The following is a 16878-nucleotide window of genomic DNA, read 5'->3' as shown; positions in this document are numbered from 1 at the left end:
CCTAGCGCTAGTGCGCGTCGGGCAGAGGGTTTTTCTGAGGAGGCGAGGGGGTATCGACGCTCAATTTCGGGATATTCTGTCCAGCATCCGCGGGCCAGGGTGCGGGGATGCCACTTGTGAGTCCACAATAGCCCCGCAGCGGCTCGCCAATTTGCACCCCCTCGGTGGTGATCTGGTATTCATGCATGTCAATCGAGTGGGCGCTGCGCCGCATCTTGACTACCATCAGTATTTTTCGGAATTGCCCGTTGATCGACACGTAACGCATACGCACGATGTCATCGGCCAGGAACGAGACGGTATACTTCGAGAAGACCATCGAAGTGAAGTCCTCCTCGACCTCGACGGTGCTCATGATTGTCACGCCCAGGCGCGTGAGCGCCGCAATCATGCGGTAGAGAGATTCGCGAAAGTCTTCGCGGAAACCCGGAGCCAGCGCCATTTCGAAGCCGACCAAGGAATCGATCACTAACCTCTTGCAGCCGATTTCGCGGACACTCTGGACGATTTCGTAAACCGTCTCGTCGACCGAGAGGTCGAGTGGCCGCAGATAGATCAATTTGAGCTTGCCTTCTTTCTGAGGTTTGTCGAAGTCGATGCCGAACATAGCGGCACGCTGCACGTGTTCTCCAGGGAGTTCTTCAAATATGGCGACGATGCCCGGTTCTCCCTGCCGGAGTCCCTCGTCGATGAACTGCATTCCAACCGTGCTCTTGCCCGATCCCGACGGACCAGCCAGGAGCAGGCTCTCGCCTTCGGGGATACCGCCATGAAGCAGCTCATCAAGTTTGGCGATGCCGGTGGAGAGACGACGGGTGCCTTTGACATGCCCGTCGCTGCCAACGAGTCCAAACGTGCGCGGGAAAGTTTGCAATCCATCCTGGGTGATGCGGAAGGTGTGCAATCCAGGCACGGTTGCCTGACCCCGGATCTTCATGATCTGCATCTTGCGGACGATCGAGTTGCGTTCGACCGACTGATAGAGCCAGAACAAACCGTCGGCAACGGTAAACACCGGGTTGTCGCGCAACTCGGTGTCGGAATACTCGCCCACTAAAAATGAAGTGGCTTGCCAACTGGTCAGGTGCAAAGCCAGGCGCTGTACGAAGCCCTGGAGTTCCATCCCGAAATCGCTGGACTCGGCCTGTGCGCGGCGAACGACGGTCCGGAAAGAATCGACGACGACAATCCTGGCGTTGGAGCTTTCCACCTCCTTGATGATTTCGTCCAACACAGCGCCAAGGTCGTTCTGTAAGACAGCTTGGCTGAGATTGACGAAACGGATTGCGCTGTCAATTTTGGAACCGTCGAAAAACGAGAACTGCTGCTGATAGCGCAGCATCTTGATAGCCGGCTCACCGAGTACGGTGAAGTATAACGCGGGTCGCTCTGGGCTAGCATTGGTGAACATCATTTGGTGCGCCAGAGTGGTTTTACCGCTACCGGGCGAGCCAGCTAAGATATTGAAGGAATACTCAGGTAGACCGCCGCCCAGGATTTCGTCCAAGCCAGGTACTCCGGTGGACATAAGCTGGATTTCCACCGGGGCAGGGCGTTCATCAATCGCGGGGCAAATACTCATAACAGCCTCGGTTCAGGGGTTATCATCCAAAGTCGCAGCGGGCCAACATTCGCGAACCAACCGCAGAGTGAGTGCTTCGCCAAGGAATGTGGCTAGGAGTCCGAGCAGATGGGCAGTGACCACGGTCGGTCCATGGATTCCACCACTCGTGTTATCAGTCGCGAGGTCTTCAAGTCCATGCATGCAACCGTCGGAGCCGACCGTTACGCGCTCAAGTTCAGGGACTTCAACTCGTGCCAGAGCCAGCGCACGTCGCAACAAGGCGGCGTAGCCATCTAATCCAATGAGTCGCACCATCGCGATACGCAGCTTTTCGCAGACGCGTACTGCTTCATGGAGATGCGCATCCGCAGAATTGCGATTGGTTGCTTCCGCAACCAGTAATCGCTGGGCCACGATTCTCATGAATTCTTGGGGTTTATCCAAGTCAAGATTGTACCAGCGAGATAGAACAAAACAATGAAGACACCCTAAAGGCTGGATTTTTGGCGAACAGATGTTGATCAAAAGCGATCCCAAGAGCTTCCTTCATAACCGCGCAGAGCAGTTAAGATTGGAACTCTTTGCGATCAAGGTGGCGTGAAATCAGCCAAGAGAACGCGGTGAAGAGTCAATCTCACTCAGTGAGTTTGAGAGTCGCTCAAGATACCGCGCTTCTGTACTCTACCCAACTGGTTGGTTTAATGCAGGCTTGCCCTCCATATTCGGGAGTAGCCGTTGATATCATGGCAAACCACGACTAAAGAAAAGTAGTCCGGGAGGGACTTGAAGATACCGCCAATTCTTCGAGCATCCGAGCAAATCCTCCACAGGGCGGCGCAAAATCCGACGCAAGTCACGTCGACTTGTCTGAAATTGCTGCGGGGCTGCATCAGTTCTTGACTCCTGAGCAATGCTCGCAGCTGGCAGAAATTCTCGTCCGTAGAGAGGTACGATCATGACTGAAAGCAAGATTGAGCTGACTCGTCGCTTGCAGAGAGAGAACCGCTGGAATGAAGCCAGCCGGTTTAAGGATGAAACCATTTCCCGACTGAGATTAGAGGGGATGAAACGCTCTGAGGCGCAGGCAGAGGCTTGGCGGTTGATGGAAGAGAAGTTTCCGCCACTTTCACAATTCCAGCCAGAAGCCGGCCAAGAACTAAGTTTGAGCATGTTCGACTTTAATGCCGAATCTACACCAGAGTCATTCGCTGACGATACCATGTGGGTTTACACGCACTTGGCGGCCTCAGGACTGCAACCCCATGAGGCTCCTAGTTCGGGGGCGTGGGGAATGCTACAGTGGGCGAGGAAGAATCAAGATCGATTCTACGAACAAGTCTTGCCCAAATTAGTGGCTGCCAACAAGAAAGCATACACACAACGTGGTAGCGGTGGCTCTGAATACGCCGACGATCTGACGGAAGCGCGAAAACTTCTCAAACTTGCCTTGGAGATCGAATCATGAGAACCCTTCTTTTTGTGCTGTTGACTGTTGCCTTTGGGATCTCTTCAACGGGAACGTGCGGGGCTCAATACAACCCGTTTCCCTACTACTCGCCGGGACAGAACAATCTGATGGTGGGCTATAATGCCGCGGGGGCTGCGGAATTTTATTATGTCCCAGGGTGATTGTCGTGGATCGAGGCGGATTCTACGACAACTATGTTACTGGTTATCGGCCCTATCGACCTCATCGTTCCGACAGAGTTTACGGGGGTTGGTGACAAGTGTCTCGTCGAGTCTGGTCAGGGGCCCCAGAGACGGCGGTTTTTTTACCAGCTCCCCAGGTGTTTCCTCTCAAAGAACCCTCAGTTATACCCGGTGGACAGACGGAAATAATTTCTTAGAACCGCAACAGTTTACAATTTTATCAAGGTCTGTGACCCCATACTGTTGGAATGCAAGTTGGTTAGCACTAGCGTCGAAACATGCATGTTCCTATTTATCAGACGCGTTTACTTGGCGGATCGTGAAACTGGCCAGCGATTAGGGCCGGTACGTCTATCCTCGAGTAACAGCGTTATTGCGCGGGAAAGGATGGCGTGTGAACCACAAGCGGGTTAAGCGGTTGTGGCGTCAGGAAGGCTTAAAAGCCTCCAAGAAGCAGCCCCAATGGAAGTGTCTGTGCCTGGCAAACGGTTCGTCTGTCAGGCATAGGCCAGCGTATCCAGATCATGTCTGGAGCTACGACAGCTACGACTTCGTCGCGGACCGTACGAGCTATGGCCAAGCGATTCGCATGATCACACTGATCGACGAGTATACCGTGGTCGACCACTGAGAATTCGTGCATTACTTTCCTGGGCCTTTCAGTTGCTGGCTCGGGATTCTCCTCTGCTTGTTCAGCAATTTCAGTAGGCGTAGGTTCAAACGTCATGCTAGGAGCACTCACCGTGGGACGTACATGGCCGGGCGAAGCTTCGGTTTTTATCGGAGTGACTGCGTAACCGCTCCATCTCGATGCAGTCTTATTAATAGATGAGCATACGTCTTTCCCGCGCCGCAAGTAGTGGGCTATTGTGAGCTCTATCTCCGCAGAATCTGCTTCTGGATATCGTCCCACTCCTTCTGCAAGTCAGGGGCCTTGTCTTTGAAAGTCGAGATTGCTTGCAGTCCTTCTAAAGTATCCGGGCCGTCAAGCAGAGATTCAGCTAAATCAGTCCATGCACCTGCGAACAGCCAACATTTCTGTTGATGTGCGTCGACATCTAAGTTGTCTCCATAGAGACTGTTATACTCAATCTTATTTCTCCAAATATCCAAAGCGAGTTTATGTGCGCTCATTGCTTGTGCCAGTGCGATATTAAGATCCGCTAGCTTCTTACCGCTTCTCGATTCGAGGAATATTTTGACTTCCGCCCATGCAATTCCGACAACTTCAGAATAGTCTCCATAGTTGATGCCAATTTCAATTCTAGCTTCCACTTTCTTAATTGCATTTAGGGCAATGCGGGCGTTTCGTGGAACATTTTTATAAACGGAAGCTGTTTCCTGTAGCCGTAGTTGCTCCGCATCGCGCTTTTCATCTGCTTCCTCTTGAGCTGCCCTTGCCGCTTGCTGTTGTTGTCTCAGCTTTGCTAGACGGGCTTGCTCCTCTACTGCAATCCTGGCCTTCTCTTCTTCTAATCGATTCTTTTGTGCTTCTTCTTTCCGTAATTGGGATTCTACAGTAGGTAGTAGCGCCGTGCGCCGCTCTTCAGCCTGTTTTAGACGATCTTCAAGAATCGGCATTGTGATTGTATGCTTTTGGGCCTCGACTAGAATCGACTCGTAAACTTTGAAAGAGCTAAGCGGATCTGTGCTCTCGTTCTGAAGTGCTTCGCTGATTTCAGCCGAAATGCGCTGGAGATTATCTACTTCCCAACTATCGCTCAAAACTGTGAACCAAACAACGAATGCTAGAGCCGCTAAAGAGGATATACCGAATACACTGATCAAGAAGTGCCAGGATGTCTCTTCTTCGTTAAGCTGTGATTTCCGAATCGCTGCGGATTCAACCTTAACGGTCGTTGAGGACTTGCGTTCGCTCACTTTGTGAGATGAAATACTAGCCGAGTCGCCTAAAATAAAGACGCTCGAACTACCTGTGATCTTGATAAGATAAGCAGCTCGCGAGTTAGAATCTGAAAGGCATAATTTTGCCCGTTCAATCCTTCGAAGAATCATACGAGCTGCATGATGAAGCTCCGCGGGGAGGCTTCTATTTAAGAGAGAAGCGCGTTTCTTGGAGGCCAAAGTAATTGCCTGTGGATCGGCACAATCTTTCCCTAGGCCAAGAAGCGTAAAGTAGTCCGGTGGACAACTCTGCGGCGGAATCTTAAGAACCTCGACGTACACGCGAAGCTCTTGTTTTAGCTCGGTATCGTTCATTTTTCCGAAGGCTCCAGATGTCTTTGATCATTCATTCCGGATTCACCATACGAACTCGCAGACAGCGCGCTGCTTAGACACATGTGCCGCCTCATTGCACACCTCGCAAAACCACGACGGCTTGGAACCTAAGCTATTGCTTGGCTAGAATGCCGACAGCGGATGATCCCCGCAATTCGCGTACCCGCACTGAATACTCGGCAACCATGTTCCCTAAATCCCGAAGCAATAAATTCAACGATCTTCCTAGGGGATTTCTGTCCGTGTTTGCTGCTTGCTTTGTTAGGTGGGGGAATTGATAATATCTGAAGCATAATTTTCTGCTCGTCATTGCAATTAATAGGTTCAGCCATGAATCGCACATTTCTATCTTTGATGACTCTATTGTTATTAACAAGCTGCTTTGATTTGACCTTGCAGGGTCAGACAAGGCGTCTAACTGCTGTCGAAGTTCTTAAGGCAGCTATCGAGCATCGGGAAAAGCGGGATTCATCAACTTGGCTTCAGCATCCTCAAGATAAGAACAAGCCTGAGTATCATGCGTCTGATGAATGTTTAGACCCTCAAGAACTTGCTGAAGGTGATATTGGCTTTCTTGACTATTACATATACGAGGTTGTTGACATCTTTGGTCCGTCTGAGGTACTCCTGCTGACAAAAGATGCTCTTAAAGCTCCGGTTTGCCTTAGGGGCTTACCTACTGCTGCCTTGGTCAATGGACAAGAAGTTCTGCTCATGGGCGAATTGGAAGTAATGGAAACCATGTCTTATACAACAGTCAAGGGAAACAATAATACAGTTCGCGTCATCCAGTATTTTACTCCTCTGCGAAGGGCAGAGTTGATAAGAGACAGTAAGGCCTTACTTTTGAAGCCCGGCGAATTTCGTATATGGACTTCATCCAATCAGAAACACACAGTCAAAGCGCGATTCGTGAAATACGAGAAAGGGAATGTTCATTTGCAAAAGGAGGACGGCTCTATTATCAAGCTGCCGCCTAACAAACTTTCAAAAGATGATACAGATTACTATCGAGATTACATTAAGAGTCGAAAACAGGCTTCACAGCAGATTCTTCGTAAATTTGCCGAGAATTGATAGTGTGATAGCTTTCTATTGACCTCGGCCATTCAATCTTTTACTAGGGTGAATATTTTCCGATGTATTTTCCCATCTGCTTTCGCTTCACGTTGTTGTTCTGTGCGGGGTTCATCACGGTATTCCACGATATTATGCCTGCGTGGGCCGATTCTAATTACGTGATCTCGGAGATTCTTGTCGACTGTAAGTATCTTGGTGAAATGCAGGTAATGTGTCTTGATTACGAAGAGAACAATGACGCATTTCCAGTTTTGGAAAGTCGACTTGGGATAGATTGGCTAGAAGTTCGTACTAATCTCGCTGATTACCAAAAACTGATCGAAGAAACGGAGTGGAAAAGTAAAGACGGTAAACATTCTATAGAAGCCTCTTGTCACTCAATTAAGGATGCCGCCGTTTCTCTAAAACGCAAAGATAGCAAAACTGTAGTGGTAAAAATAAATCAATTGGATAGCGTTTCGCAGAAGAAAATTTCTGAGATACAGTCTTTGTCTAACGAAATTGCAAGTACGGCTGAAATCGCCAGAGAGAGATTCCAAAAACAACTACAATCAGCACCGGAAGCACGAGATGATTATGATTATGCGTTAAATGAACTACTTCTAGACCAAGATTTATTTGATGAGCAGACGAAAAGGATTATCGAAGAGATAGAGACTGAATGGGCGCGACGATTACCAGAAAGTGAACAAATAGACGCCTACAATAGCTCCGTTTTAGATACGAATTCTGAAGTGGAGGGCGTCATAAAAAACATGGGAATGGATCCTAGCAATTTCGATTGGAAAGAATTAGATGAAGTTGAATATATAGCCACCATGCGGAAGATTGACGCGATTGTTATGCCTACACTTTTGAAGAATATTAAGCATAAGGTCAAAGAGTTGAGAATGCCTCAGCCTATTTCTTATTTTAAGTTTTCCCAAAATGAGCTGGCTGCCCTAAGAAAGAAGCAACGGTCTTTACTCAGCAATGATGAACAAAAAACCATTGCCAAATACGCAAACGAGCAAAAATCTTCCGTCTACGATGACAGAAGTAATGCTACTCAAAGACTAGTACATTCCAATGCTTTCATAATCAAGCAAAAGAGAATCAATAATATTACTGGTGAACTTTTGAGCGATGAAATTGAAATGCTTTTTGATGAACGGTTAGTTCAGATTAATGTAGCGCGTGAAGCGATAGAGCAAGCAAATAGAGATTCGCAGTAGTAAAGTCGGCATGCTATAAGCATCAACGGGAATCCAAGCTAATCTATCTTATTGACTTAAAGCACTTCTGACTCCGCCTAGATGCCCACGCTTTTTAGGAGGCTTCGACACTCCTTATATACATCTACAATAAACCCCACCCCCTCACTTGCTAAACTAAGTTGTGAATAATGCGGCGAAAACATTATATAATAAAATCGCACTATTACAACCTGCCTGAATAGTCGATTCTCCTTTTTGGGTATATTAGGGTCATCCAGCATTTCCATCAAGTTCACAACGAGCTAGCTCGTGAGCACTTCGTCGAGGCACCGTCGACACGAAACTCTCGCAAATTGGCCCCGACTTTGCGGCGCGTTACTTCATGATCTTGACTCAACTTCGTTAGGCTTTGAACCCGTTCAAGCCGGATCTGCGAGAGAACCGTGTGCTGTCTTGACATTAGTATCAGGGATACTCTCTTTGCTGTTCCTGCCGATAGTTTTCTCACCTATGGCTTTAGTTTGTGCCGCTGTTGCCACAAACAATCTCAACAGAAATTCTGCCTTGGGAGGACATGAGATGCGTACCTGGGGGATGGCACTAGCAGGCATTTCGTTATTGATCATGTTTGTGAGACTCGCATCCATCGACTTTCCATAGCCTGAGTTCGATTCGATAGAGCATGATAAATAATAATCAACAGAATTACTCGTGAATTAACTGATTATTTAGATAGACTGCTAGAATCCAGCAATTCGGTAATTACAATCAAACAAGAGGCAGTCCACTTACAAATGTTTGGGATTATGATTGACACTAAGCCGCGATTGTAAGTCAGATGCAAGTTAGCACCTCTTGTCCGAACTGTTCGACTCGTTTCCAAGTTTCCAGTACCGTCATTGGAAAGCGCACTCGCTGCACAAAATGTGGCAAACCATTCGTGCTTGCCGAGATTGATCCTTTTCCAATAGTTCGACAGCAAATCCAGCAGACGCACGAAGACGATGCAATACGGCAGGCTGAGGCCGAGTCGACGGCAGAATCACGCCCCTCGCCGCCTCCATTGCAAAAACCTCATCAATGGATAGACATAGAAAATGCATACGAGACACCAAATCTTACCGATGCTACTTTGCCTGCTAGGGAGATTGCGTCGGGGCACAGGAGATTTCTAGCACTTCGCATAGTAGCTGGTATCTTCGAGATACTGGCAGTACTTATGCTTCTCGCCATGACAGTAAGCATCACGGTGGATGCGCTGGAATACAATGAAATTGCGCAGAAGGCTTTTGATGAACTTAATGAATTGCGAAAGGGTCGTATTCTGCGAGATATCTTCAATGTCGTAATTGGAGGATCAGTAGTTATTCTTTGCCTTCTCTTTCTAGCCAATTTGATTCGCCTCGGCATACAGATTGAACGCAATACCTACCAAAGTCAGGAATTATTGCAGCAGCTAAATGCATCCAGTTTAAGGTCTGGTCGCAATCGGAACTCTGAGAGCTAGTGTTGACGTCGGATAGTTGGCAACGGAAAGCCCTTTAGGTACTTGTTTCACAGATTCACAGTCATTATCGTAGAGTGTGAGTTTTACCTAGGACAATTAATAGCCCCTCGGAGCTTGACTGCCCATGTCCTCGAATCTTGCTCGGCTATTAGTGTTAATCGCATTCTGCCCCTTATTTTGCGGTTGTCGAGGATGCCGCGAAGAATCAAGTTCTAGCCAGGCAACAGGACAAGGCGAGGCTGAACAGTCAGAATCAGCCAGCGCCTCCGCATCGGAAGAGGATGCGGCAACCGAATCAAATTCGGAGGATGAGTCTGCTTCTGAGGATCCAGCCAATCAAAGTGGAGTTGAGCCAGAGCAGTCGAGCGAGGAAAGCGAAGGCCCCGGACCTACAGCCAACGGGAGTGGGACAGCCGGACAGTTGTCGGAGGGGGAGGCAACTGGCAGCGAAGGCGAGCAGGGGTCCGGTGCCGGGCCGACTTCTGGCTCCTCGGCGAATCCTCCGGGGTCGAATCCAGGTTCCGGCTCCGAAAGTAGTCCAGGGGATAGTGGTAGCGGAGCTACCTCTCCGGAAAGCTCGAGCCCACCGCGACTCGCTGGACCAAAATTCTCGTCGCCTGAGAAGGCGCGTCAGTACGCGGAACGGATGCGTGCCAGCGGCTCCCAAGCAGAAAAGAACGGTGACCTAGCTGAAGCCTACCAGGATGCACTGCAAGGTTGGCAAGCCCTACAACCACACTTGTCGGACAAGAAATGCAGCGAGCTGGCCACTGGCCTCCTGGCTGATCTTGAGAACTATGGAGAGTCGCTCGGCAGCAAGGGCCATCCTATCGTCGGGAAGCCGCTCAAGATCAAGTAAAGGAACGTTATGGCAGCGGATTCTAGTACAGTTCGCATTTCTCTGCGTTCCAGAATTACGTGTCCTCACTGTTGGGAATCATTTGCTCCCGAGGACTCGCTCTGGGTAGCCGCGCATCCCGATCTGCTTAAGGATCCCCGACTAGGAGCTGATAAACATCAGCGATTTCTACCGACTCGATTCAACGCCGATGGGAATGCGATCGATGTCCGCGGCATGCCGTGTCAAGAGTTGGCGTGTCCTAACTGTCATCTTGGTGTACCCCGCGAACTCCTAGAACTGGCTCCAGTGTTTGTCTCGATTGCCGGAACTCCCTCGTGTGGCAAGAGTTATTACCTGGCTGCCATGACATGGACTTTAAGACATACCTTACCAAGGGATTTTTGGCTGAGCTTTTCTGATGCGGATCCGACCTGCAATCAGATCTTGAGAGACTACGAACACCAACAGTTTCTCGATACTTCCTCTGATAAGATCGTGAAACTCAAAAAAACCGAACCGAAAGGTGGTGATGCCTACGACGAGGTACGATTCGGTGAGCATAACGTGAGCTATCCGCGACCTTTCCTGTTTGCCGTTCGTACAGCTCAGAATCATCCTTCTATCGCCAACGCAAGCAAGGTTTCAAAGGTTCTCTGTGTGTACGACAATGCTGGTGAGTCCTTCCTCCCAGGCGAGGACACGGTCTCTAATCCTGTCACGCGGCATTTGGCCAAGTCGCATGCTATCTTGTTTTGCTTTGATCCGACGCAAGATCCTCGTTTTCGAGAGGCTTGTCGTGGTCGAACTAGCGACTATCAAATAGAACGTGCGCCAGTCACGATGCGTCAGGAGACCGTCTTACATGAGTTGGTTCATCGCGTGCGTCAACACGCTGGTCTTGGTCAAACGGAGCGGCGTAAGCAACCCTTAATTGTTGCGGTGACCAAGTACGATGCTTGGTGGCCCCTTAATCACTACGAGAGGTTACCCCTCCCGTGGAAGCCACTCGGGACAAATGGTCTACACGGTTTGGATATGGGATTAATTCGCAAGGTGTCGGACGCAATTCGAGACTTATTGAAGCAAGTCACACCGGAACTCGTTTCCGCTGCGGAAGACTTCAGCGAACAGACCTGGTTTATTCCTGTCAGTGCAACAGGAAGCACGCCTGAATTCCTGGGCACTGTCGATGGCAAAGATGCTTGGGGAGTCCGTCCCAAAAATATGAATCCCATGTGGTGCGAAGTGCCATTTTTATTGGCGCTGGCGGGTGTAGCCGGCGGACTCGTCCCGGTCTGCAAGGACACCACGGCGTAACTTGCTGCAAGGCTTGCTGGTATGATTGAAGAGCTGATCTATACCTCTGCACCCCAAGGGCTGAAACCTGGCAGCTCCGGCTTTACGACGGTGGCGAGCACTGCGGGCATGGCGAGCAACCTCGCCAATCTACTGGAATCCCTCAGCGGCTATCGGCATTTGGCAGACCCCGGAACTGCGGGTGCCAAACAGAACCCTGTCATTTTCAGTCACCTCAAAGGTCGAGTTGGTGGGCGCAACCTCAACATTCTCTCACGAATCGCAGATGCAGGGCTCGATTATTCAGGACGTACCAACAAGCTCGCCCATCATGTGGTGTTCAGCTCTATGCGATTGCCCACGGCAGGTCCGGCCGCGCTTCAGGTACAACGAGATTTTCACGCAACTAGTTGGAGCGGTGAGCCGCGAATCATTGCCGAGCCAAAATCAGTCACCGCGGCGGCCACCGAGCCAAGGGTATGTAAATATTGGGAGACGATTTGCGGTGATGCTGGATGGGGGGGAGAAGTCGCGACTCGTTTACGAAGAGCTGAAGGGCCGGAGCAATGGATCATCTATCCGCTCTCGGTCGATCCGTTAAGGCTCTTGCAGGAATCGCTGGCACTATTGTCTGATGAAGAGAGATGGCGCGTAACCTATACCACTTTTTATACCAAACTCCCTCCCGGCGTTGATTGTCGGGTGCGTTTTGCCGTCGATGGTACCGCTGAAGCCCAGCAGCTTCGTCGACGCTACGAACTCCAAGTGTTGGATCTCTGTACCGCACTTCCCGCTGCTCCAGACAGTCCCTTGGCAGTTGTGGCTCGAACGGGTGTTTTGCCTGTCAAGCAACAATCAACCCCGACAATACCTTCGGATCAGGGTGACGAGTTTATCCTTATTCCCGAAAGTGAGCTTCAGGAGGAGCTGCCGGAACTCGAATCCAGCAGCCCTCCACCTTTGCCTGGAAAGCGATCCATAAAAGTAGCCCCGACTAACTCTCAGCAAAAGGGAGATAACGATAGCAAAAGGGCGTGGTTTTTGGCGGGTGCGCTCTTATTATTGTTGTTGTTGCTAGGAGCGGGAATTGGTGGTTACTTCGTTTACGTGAGGGGATGGATAGCGAACGAGGATTTATTTGCTACTGAGCCATCTGGAGAACATGAGTCAGACGATCGAGTGCCTAAAGATTTAGAGCAGCGAAAACCTAATGCTCCTGTTTTGATAACGAAGCCTGTCACGACACCCCTTGATGGGGTGAATGCCACAAACAGACCATCAAATATTGCTAATGAAGACGTTGAATTAACAGTGGTGTCTAAACCCAAACCTCTGGCGAAGACTCCAAATTCGAAGTCGAATGAGGATTCAACTGTTCCAAAAGATTTGGCAAGCTCGGAAAGTAAGCACGATATGACTGAAGAACTAAGTCATATTCAGGAAGTAGCCGAGCCTTTTCCAAAAAGCTCTAAGCCTCTTGACGCATTTCTAAAGCACGGCACGGCAACGATACAAACCCATTTACAACCTAACCAGGAAGTAGACGCAAAGTTTTTCTACCCCGAAACGACGAATGATACCCAACCATACCCTCTCTTTTTCGAAAAGACAGAAGATGGCTGGAAACTCAAAATTAGCACTAGCACTTCTAAAGAAACGTCTGGCCTACCGCTACTTTATGCTTCGAGACGCAAAGATGAGATTGTCATAAATAAGGAACCACTTCTAAAAAAAAACAAATTTAAACGCCTGATAGAGCTATCAGAGTTGGTGTTCAATATTCACGAAAAACAGTCGAATGAATTCCGTAAATACAGCGTTCGTTTTGCAAGTTACCCTAAAGTACTAGATCCGCTAACTCTTCACATGCCCAGCAAAAATCAGAGTCAACTGATCGAAACTTTGCGAGTTTGGGACAATCCTACAGAACAGATGATGCGGATTGGAGAGTTTGAGGACGTATACGGCTCCGGGATTTATTTCCTGCACGTCAACAATGGCGCGAGCAAGGTCCGGATTGAAAACTGGCAACCCGTTAGCACTGACGCTGAAGAGACAACTCACGAATATCCGGCGCTAAAACAGAAATGCTTTACTCTCTATCTCGATATCACGCTAGAGCGGAAGAAATTAGAATCGAAGATAATACTTAGTATAAAATTTTCCTGGCGTCTGGTGCCAGAAGCGTACCCGTTGGCTACCACAAATTTTGCTTCTCTAGTTGAGGCAATAAAGGTCGGTAAGCAGCGTATTGAGTTCAGAAATGACCATAGACTGCAGAAAACGAGCGAACTTAGTTGGAAGGAGTTGGGTGAACAACTTTTAAAGAAGGACGCTATCGAGACTTTAGGGGTGACAGCAAAGGAACTTGATGCACTACTTGCGAAGCACAGTAGTCTTAATAGTTATATTCCAGATGAATTCGATCCACTTCTGGTTGAAGAGCAGCTGCAGACGCTTAAGTGCGACCTCGATATCGGTGTCTTCTTGGTTTCTGCCTTGCAAATGAATGACGATAGACAAGATGTAGGCATCACAAAGAGCGAGTTGATACTTATGTCAACACGCGTGAGTAAGCCAAATGAAGCGAAATAGTGCAATTGTAATGAATTCCTCATACAGTTTCCTGGATGTCATCCGCGATACAGTCAACTCACCCGAGTCGGCTGACATGGAGACTGTGCGCCAGGCAGTCACCGAATATGCCGATGAGTGCCGCAAAGCCAATCAAAGGCTCAGGCAAGTTGATAAGCTGCTACGCGATGGCTTGCGAAGCGAAGCGATTCAGCAAGCCGAAATGGAGCCTGCGTTGTTGATGCTAGTGGCGGATTTGGACCTGCCATTTCTTGAGGAATGGGAGGGTATGTTGGCTCAATGGGGTTTGCCCCTGCCACCCAAACTGGATTTGGAAATTGCGCAACGTCTCAACGTGGCCTACGCCGAGTTAAGGCCCTTGGAACAACTGCTCCGACAACATCGGCTACTGGCGTTGGCACGTGCCCCGCTGAATGCCCGCATCGATGTATTGCGAAAAATCACTGCCTTGGACGAGCTTAACTTTTCCTGGCAGTCTGACCTGACGGAATATGAACGTGTCCGTATCAGGCAAATTCGTGCTGAAGTGAACGAAGCCATAAAACGTCGTGATGTCAAAGTTGTTAGACAACTTTGCTCGGAATTGTCGTACGCTCATTGGACATGCGAAGTTCCTGGCGAGTTGCGGCAAGAGGCTGAGGCTGCTTTCCGATCACTTCAAATGGACAGCGCCCGGGAGGAGTTGACGTTGCTGGCTCCTCAACTCATCAAGGCCCATAGCGAGCTTGATGTTGCGCAAGCGGAAGGTTATGCAAGCGACTGGAGGAGATTAGCAGATATTGCCAAGCTATCTTCCGATGATGTCCTTTCGATCCAGGTCAAGGAGACCTTAACATGGCTTGAGGAAGAGCTCAAAGATCGATCTACGAAAAGCACATTTGACTCATTGCTGGCGTCGCTAGAGACTGCACTCGAACAAGAGTCTTCTCAAAAACAAATTGAGTCGCTTCTACATAAGTTGGAGCGTTTCAGCTTGCCGATTCCCGAGAAACTTATTAAGCGTGCTCAATCTCGAATAGATTATCAGGCTGCGCATAGCCGTAGGCGGAGTACACTATTCGGTGTGATCGCCGTAGTTGGCTTACTGATAATCTCTGTAGCATTGTTTGGCTATTGGCGAATCCAACATCAGCGACACTTGCTAGTAGAGCATCGTGCAAAGCTCGAATCGCTTGTGTCGAGCGGAAGTTGGGATCAGGGGGAAAAGTACATCAAGGCCCTTTCGGAAGTTGACAGGCAAGACCCGCATTTGGCGTCGTTGGGAACAAGAATTCAGGAAGCACTGCAAAGTGAGCAGATCCGTGTGAGCAAACTCGAGAGCCTATTTGAGGGTGCCGAGTCAGAATCCATTGAGTCCCTAGATCGGCAGCTTCTAGGCTCTATCAAGAAGTTGATTAAGACATCCGAAGAACAGCAACGTTTTGACGATCTTGATTTGAAGCTTGGGCAACATGAACAACGGTTGCAGGAGTCGCGCGATAAAGCCTATCTCGCTGAGCTGAAGGCTTGGAGCGAGAAGCTCTCAGTTCTCGAAAAACAAGGAAATAAGGATGACCAGAGTCTTTGGTCAGTTTTGAACAAGCTTGAAAGCGATCTTGCTCAACATGACCGGATCTCTCCTGGGCTCAGTCAACGTGGGGCTATCGTCACTAACAAGCTGCATGCCATTATAAAACAGGAAGAGAATGAGAAACATGAGCGAAGCTTGATTGGAGACGTTTTTCAAGCGGTGGGTCAGCCCGTTGAGTTTACGCAGCGCTTGCAGGAGGTAATCGCCAAGCAACCCGAGTCACAAGCAGCGGCACATGCTCGTCGCGTATTGGATGAACAAGCAGCCTGGTCGTCGCTAGTTGAATGGAACAAGTTTTGGAATTCCTACCCAAGCAGTCGACCATTTACACCCGCACAGGCGGAGGAAATTCTTGAAGCTGGCAAGACGCTAAAATCTCATACTCTTGGCAACGACCTGAGTGAAGCCTACGAGAGTCGAGTACCTTATCTTGAAGCGATTCTTGGGCGAGAGAAAATCAGCTTACTGGAGTTAAAGCAAATTCTCTGCACAAACAATCTCGTCAGTAATCTGTGGGTAGTAGAAGCGGTAGAAGATGGAAATCAAGTACGATACTACTGCTTGGAAAAACCCACCTTCGAAGACACTCGAATTCGCTTCAAGTATCTCGTAGATAGTCAAAATACCGTAAAGCCTAAATCCTTTCTTTCAAATGCAAATAAATTTCGGACGTATCGAGCTCCACAATCTGAATCTGCCGAGTTCTTTCTTAAACTGCTCAATGACTTGAATTCGTCGAACTGGGAGAAGTCATTTTACCAGTTGGCCACTCATATTCGTACCCAGCTCACAGGAGATCCACCACTTGATCCCGTGCTCGGTCTCGATCAGCTTCGTCAAATCCTCCAAGTCGGCTGTGATGGAAGTCTCGCCTTTAAGTCAGGCTTTGAACAAGTTCTAGAAGAAATTGATGGCTCAGGCGTCGACCTGTCCGTAAGTTGGTACTTACCCAACGACGACGAGGCCACGAGTGCTAGGCGCGACGCGCGAATAGTTCTAGATGCTTTACCAAACTTTCAAGATTGCGCCGAAGCAGCCTCTTCTGACTATCACGAGTTTTGTTTTTCTCCTCGACAGGAAATTAGGTGGGTAGGTGCCCTGAATCGATTGGGAACCGATGGCTGGCAATGTCGCCCGCCATTATCCACAGACACTAATGGTACTTTGCTCGTCTCCAAGACCGCAGGCACCAAGAAGGTCTCATTATCTAAAGTCGCAGAAGTCAAATTGGGAAAAATCGAGTGGTCACCAAGTGCGGCTGAGCAGCCAATTGCCAGTCCGTTGTTCCTGGAGACTGACAATCCAGCTAACACTAGCATAAATGAATAAAGTGACTAG

At 49.1% G+C, this 16878-nt stretch carries 12 protein-coding genes and 2 pseudogenes; 11 read left to right on the top strand and 3 right to left on the bottom strand.

The annotated features are described in order from the left end of the window. Positions 1-7: 7 nt before the first annotated feature. A complete protein-coding gene (locus SH678x_RS17380; RefSeq protein ID WP_496919717.1) occupies positions 8-1582 on the bottom strand; it encodes a DUF7125 family protein in 1575 nt (524 codons plus the stop codon). A gap of 12 nt (positions 1583-1594) precedes the next feature. Continuing rightward, a complete protein-coding gene (locus SH678x_RS17375; RefSeq protein WP_496919716.1) occupies positions 1595-1987 on the bottom strand; it encodes a hypothetical protein in 393 nt (130 codons plus the stop codon). 532 nt (positions 1988-2519) lie between these two features. On the opposite strand from SH678x_RS17375, the gene SH678x_RS17370 reads away from it, so the two are divergent. The 3 genes and pseudogenes from SH678x_RS17370 to SH678x_RS17360 form a co-directional block, all read left to right on the top strand. Beyond that, on the top strand, positions 2520-3029 hold the full coding sequence (locus tag SH678x_RS17370) for a hypothetical protein (RefSeq protein WP_496919715.1): 510 nt from the start codon (positions 2520-2522) through the stop codon (positions 3027-3029). Next, the gene (locus tag SH678x_RS17365) at positions 3026-3193 is read left to right on the top strand and encodes a hypothetical protein (RefSeq protein WP_496919714.1); all 168 of its coding nucleotides are present in this window, start codon (positions 3026-3028) and stop codon (positions 3191-3193) included. Before SH678x_RS17370 ends, SH678x_RS17365 begins: the two co-directional genes overlap by 4 nt. A 361-nt stretch (positions 3194-3554) precedes the next feature. Then, a pseudogene (locus SH678x_RS17360) lies at positions 3555-3830 on the top strand (IS3 family transposase); the annotation flags it as partial. A gap of 260 nt (positions 3831-4090) precedes the next feature. Here the strand turns inward: SH678x_RS17360 and SH678x_RS17355 are convergent. Then, positions 4091-5434, bottom strand: a complete 1344-nt coding sequence (locus SH678x_RS17355) for a hypothetical protein (RefSeq protein ID WP_496919713.1) — start codon at positions 5432-5434, stop codon at positions 4091-4093. A gap of 351 nt (positions 5435-5785) precedes the next feature. Between SH678x_RS17355 and SH678x_RS17350 the strand changes: the two genes are divergently transcribed. The 8 genes and pseudogenes from SH678x_RS17350 to SH678x_RS17315 all read left to right on the top strand — a co-directional run bounded on the left by SH678x_RS17350 (position 5786) and on the right by SH678x_RS17315 (position 16869). Further along, positions 5786-6532: an SHD1 domain-containing protein gene (locus tag SH678x_RS17350; RefSeq protein ID WP_496919712.1), complete on the top strand. Its 747-nt coding sequence runs from the start codon at positions 5786-5788 to the stop codon at positions 6530-6532. Positions 6533-6594: 62 nt separating this feature from the next. After that, positions 6595-7749 (top strand): hypothetical protein, encoded by a 1155-nt coding sequence (locus SH678x_RS17345; protein WP_496919711.1) that lies wholly within the window; start codon positions 6595-6597, stop codon positions 7747-7749. An 820-nt stretch (positions 7750-8569) separates the two neighbouring features. After that, positions 8570-8659: pseudogene (locus SH678x_RS17340) on the top strand (MJ0042-type zinc finger domain-containing protein); the annotation flags it as partial. 12 nt (positions 8660-8671) lie between these two features. Next, the gene (locus tag SH678x_RS17335; RefSeq protein WP_496923107.1) at positions 8672-9238 is read left to right on the top strand and encodes a hypothetical protein; all 567 of its coding nucleotides are present in this window, start codon (positions 8672-8674) and stop codon (positions 9236-9238) included. Positions 9239-9884: 646 nt separating this feature from the next. Continuing rightward, positions 9885-10097 carry a hypothetical protein gene (locus tag SH678x_RS17330; RefSeq protein ID WP_496919710.1) on the top strand — a complete coding sequence of 71 codons (213 nt, stop codon included), beginning with the start codon at positions 9885-9887 and terminating at the stop codon, positions 10095-10097. A 9-nt stretch (positions 10098-10106) separates the two neighbouring features. Beyond that, entirely contained in the window at positions 10107-11396 is a 1290-nt protein-coding gene (locus tag SH678x_RS17325; RefSeq protein ID WP_496919709.1) for a hypothetical protein, read from the top strand. A gap of 21 nt (positions 11397-11417) precedes the next feature. Beyond that, positions 11418-13970 carry a GAP1-N2 domain-containing protein gene (locus tag SH678x_RS17320; RefSeq protein WP_496919708.1) on the top strand — a complete coding sequence of 851 codons (2553 nt, stop codon included), beginning with the start codon at positions 11418-11420 and terminating at the stop codon, positions 13968-13970. Continuing rightward, the gene (locus SH678x_RS17315) at positions 13957-16869 is read left to right on the top strand and encodes a coiled-coil domain-containing protein (RefSeq protein ID WP_496919707.1); all 2913 of its coding nucleotides are present in this window, start codon (positions 13957-13959) and stop codon (positions 16867-16869) included. Before SH678x_RS17320 ends, SH678x_RS17315 begins: the two co-directional genes overlap by 14 nt. Positions 16870-16878 lie beyond the last annotated feature (9 nt).

It is taken from the genome of Bythopirellula superficialaquae, from assembly GCF_059632245.1.
The sequence above is the reverse complement of the archived record's forward strand: the minus strand, read 5'-3'. Positions and strand labels throughout refer to the sequence as shown.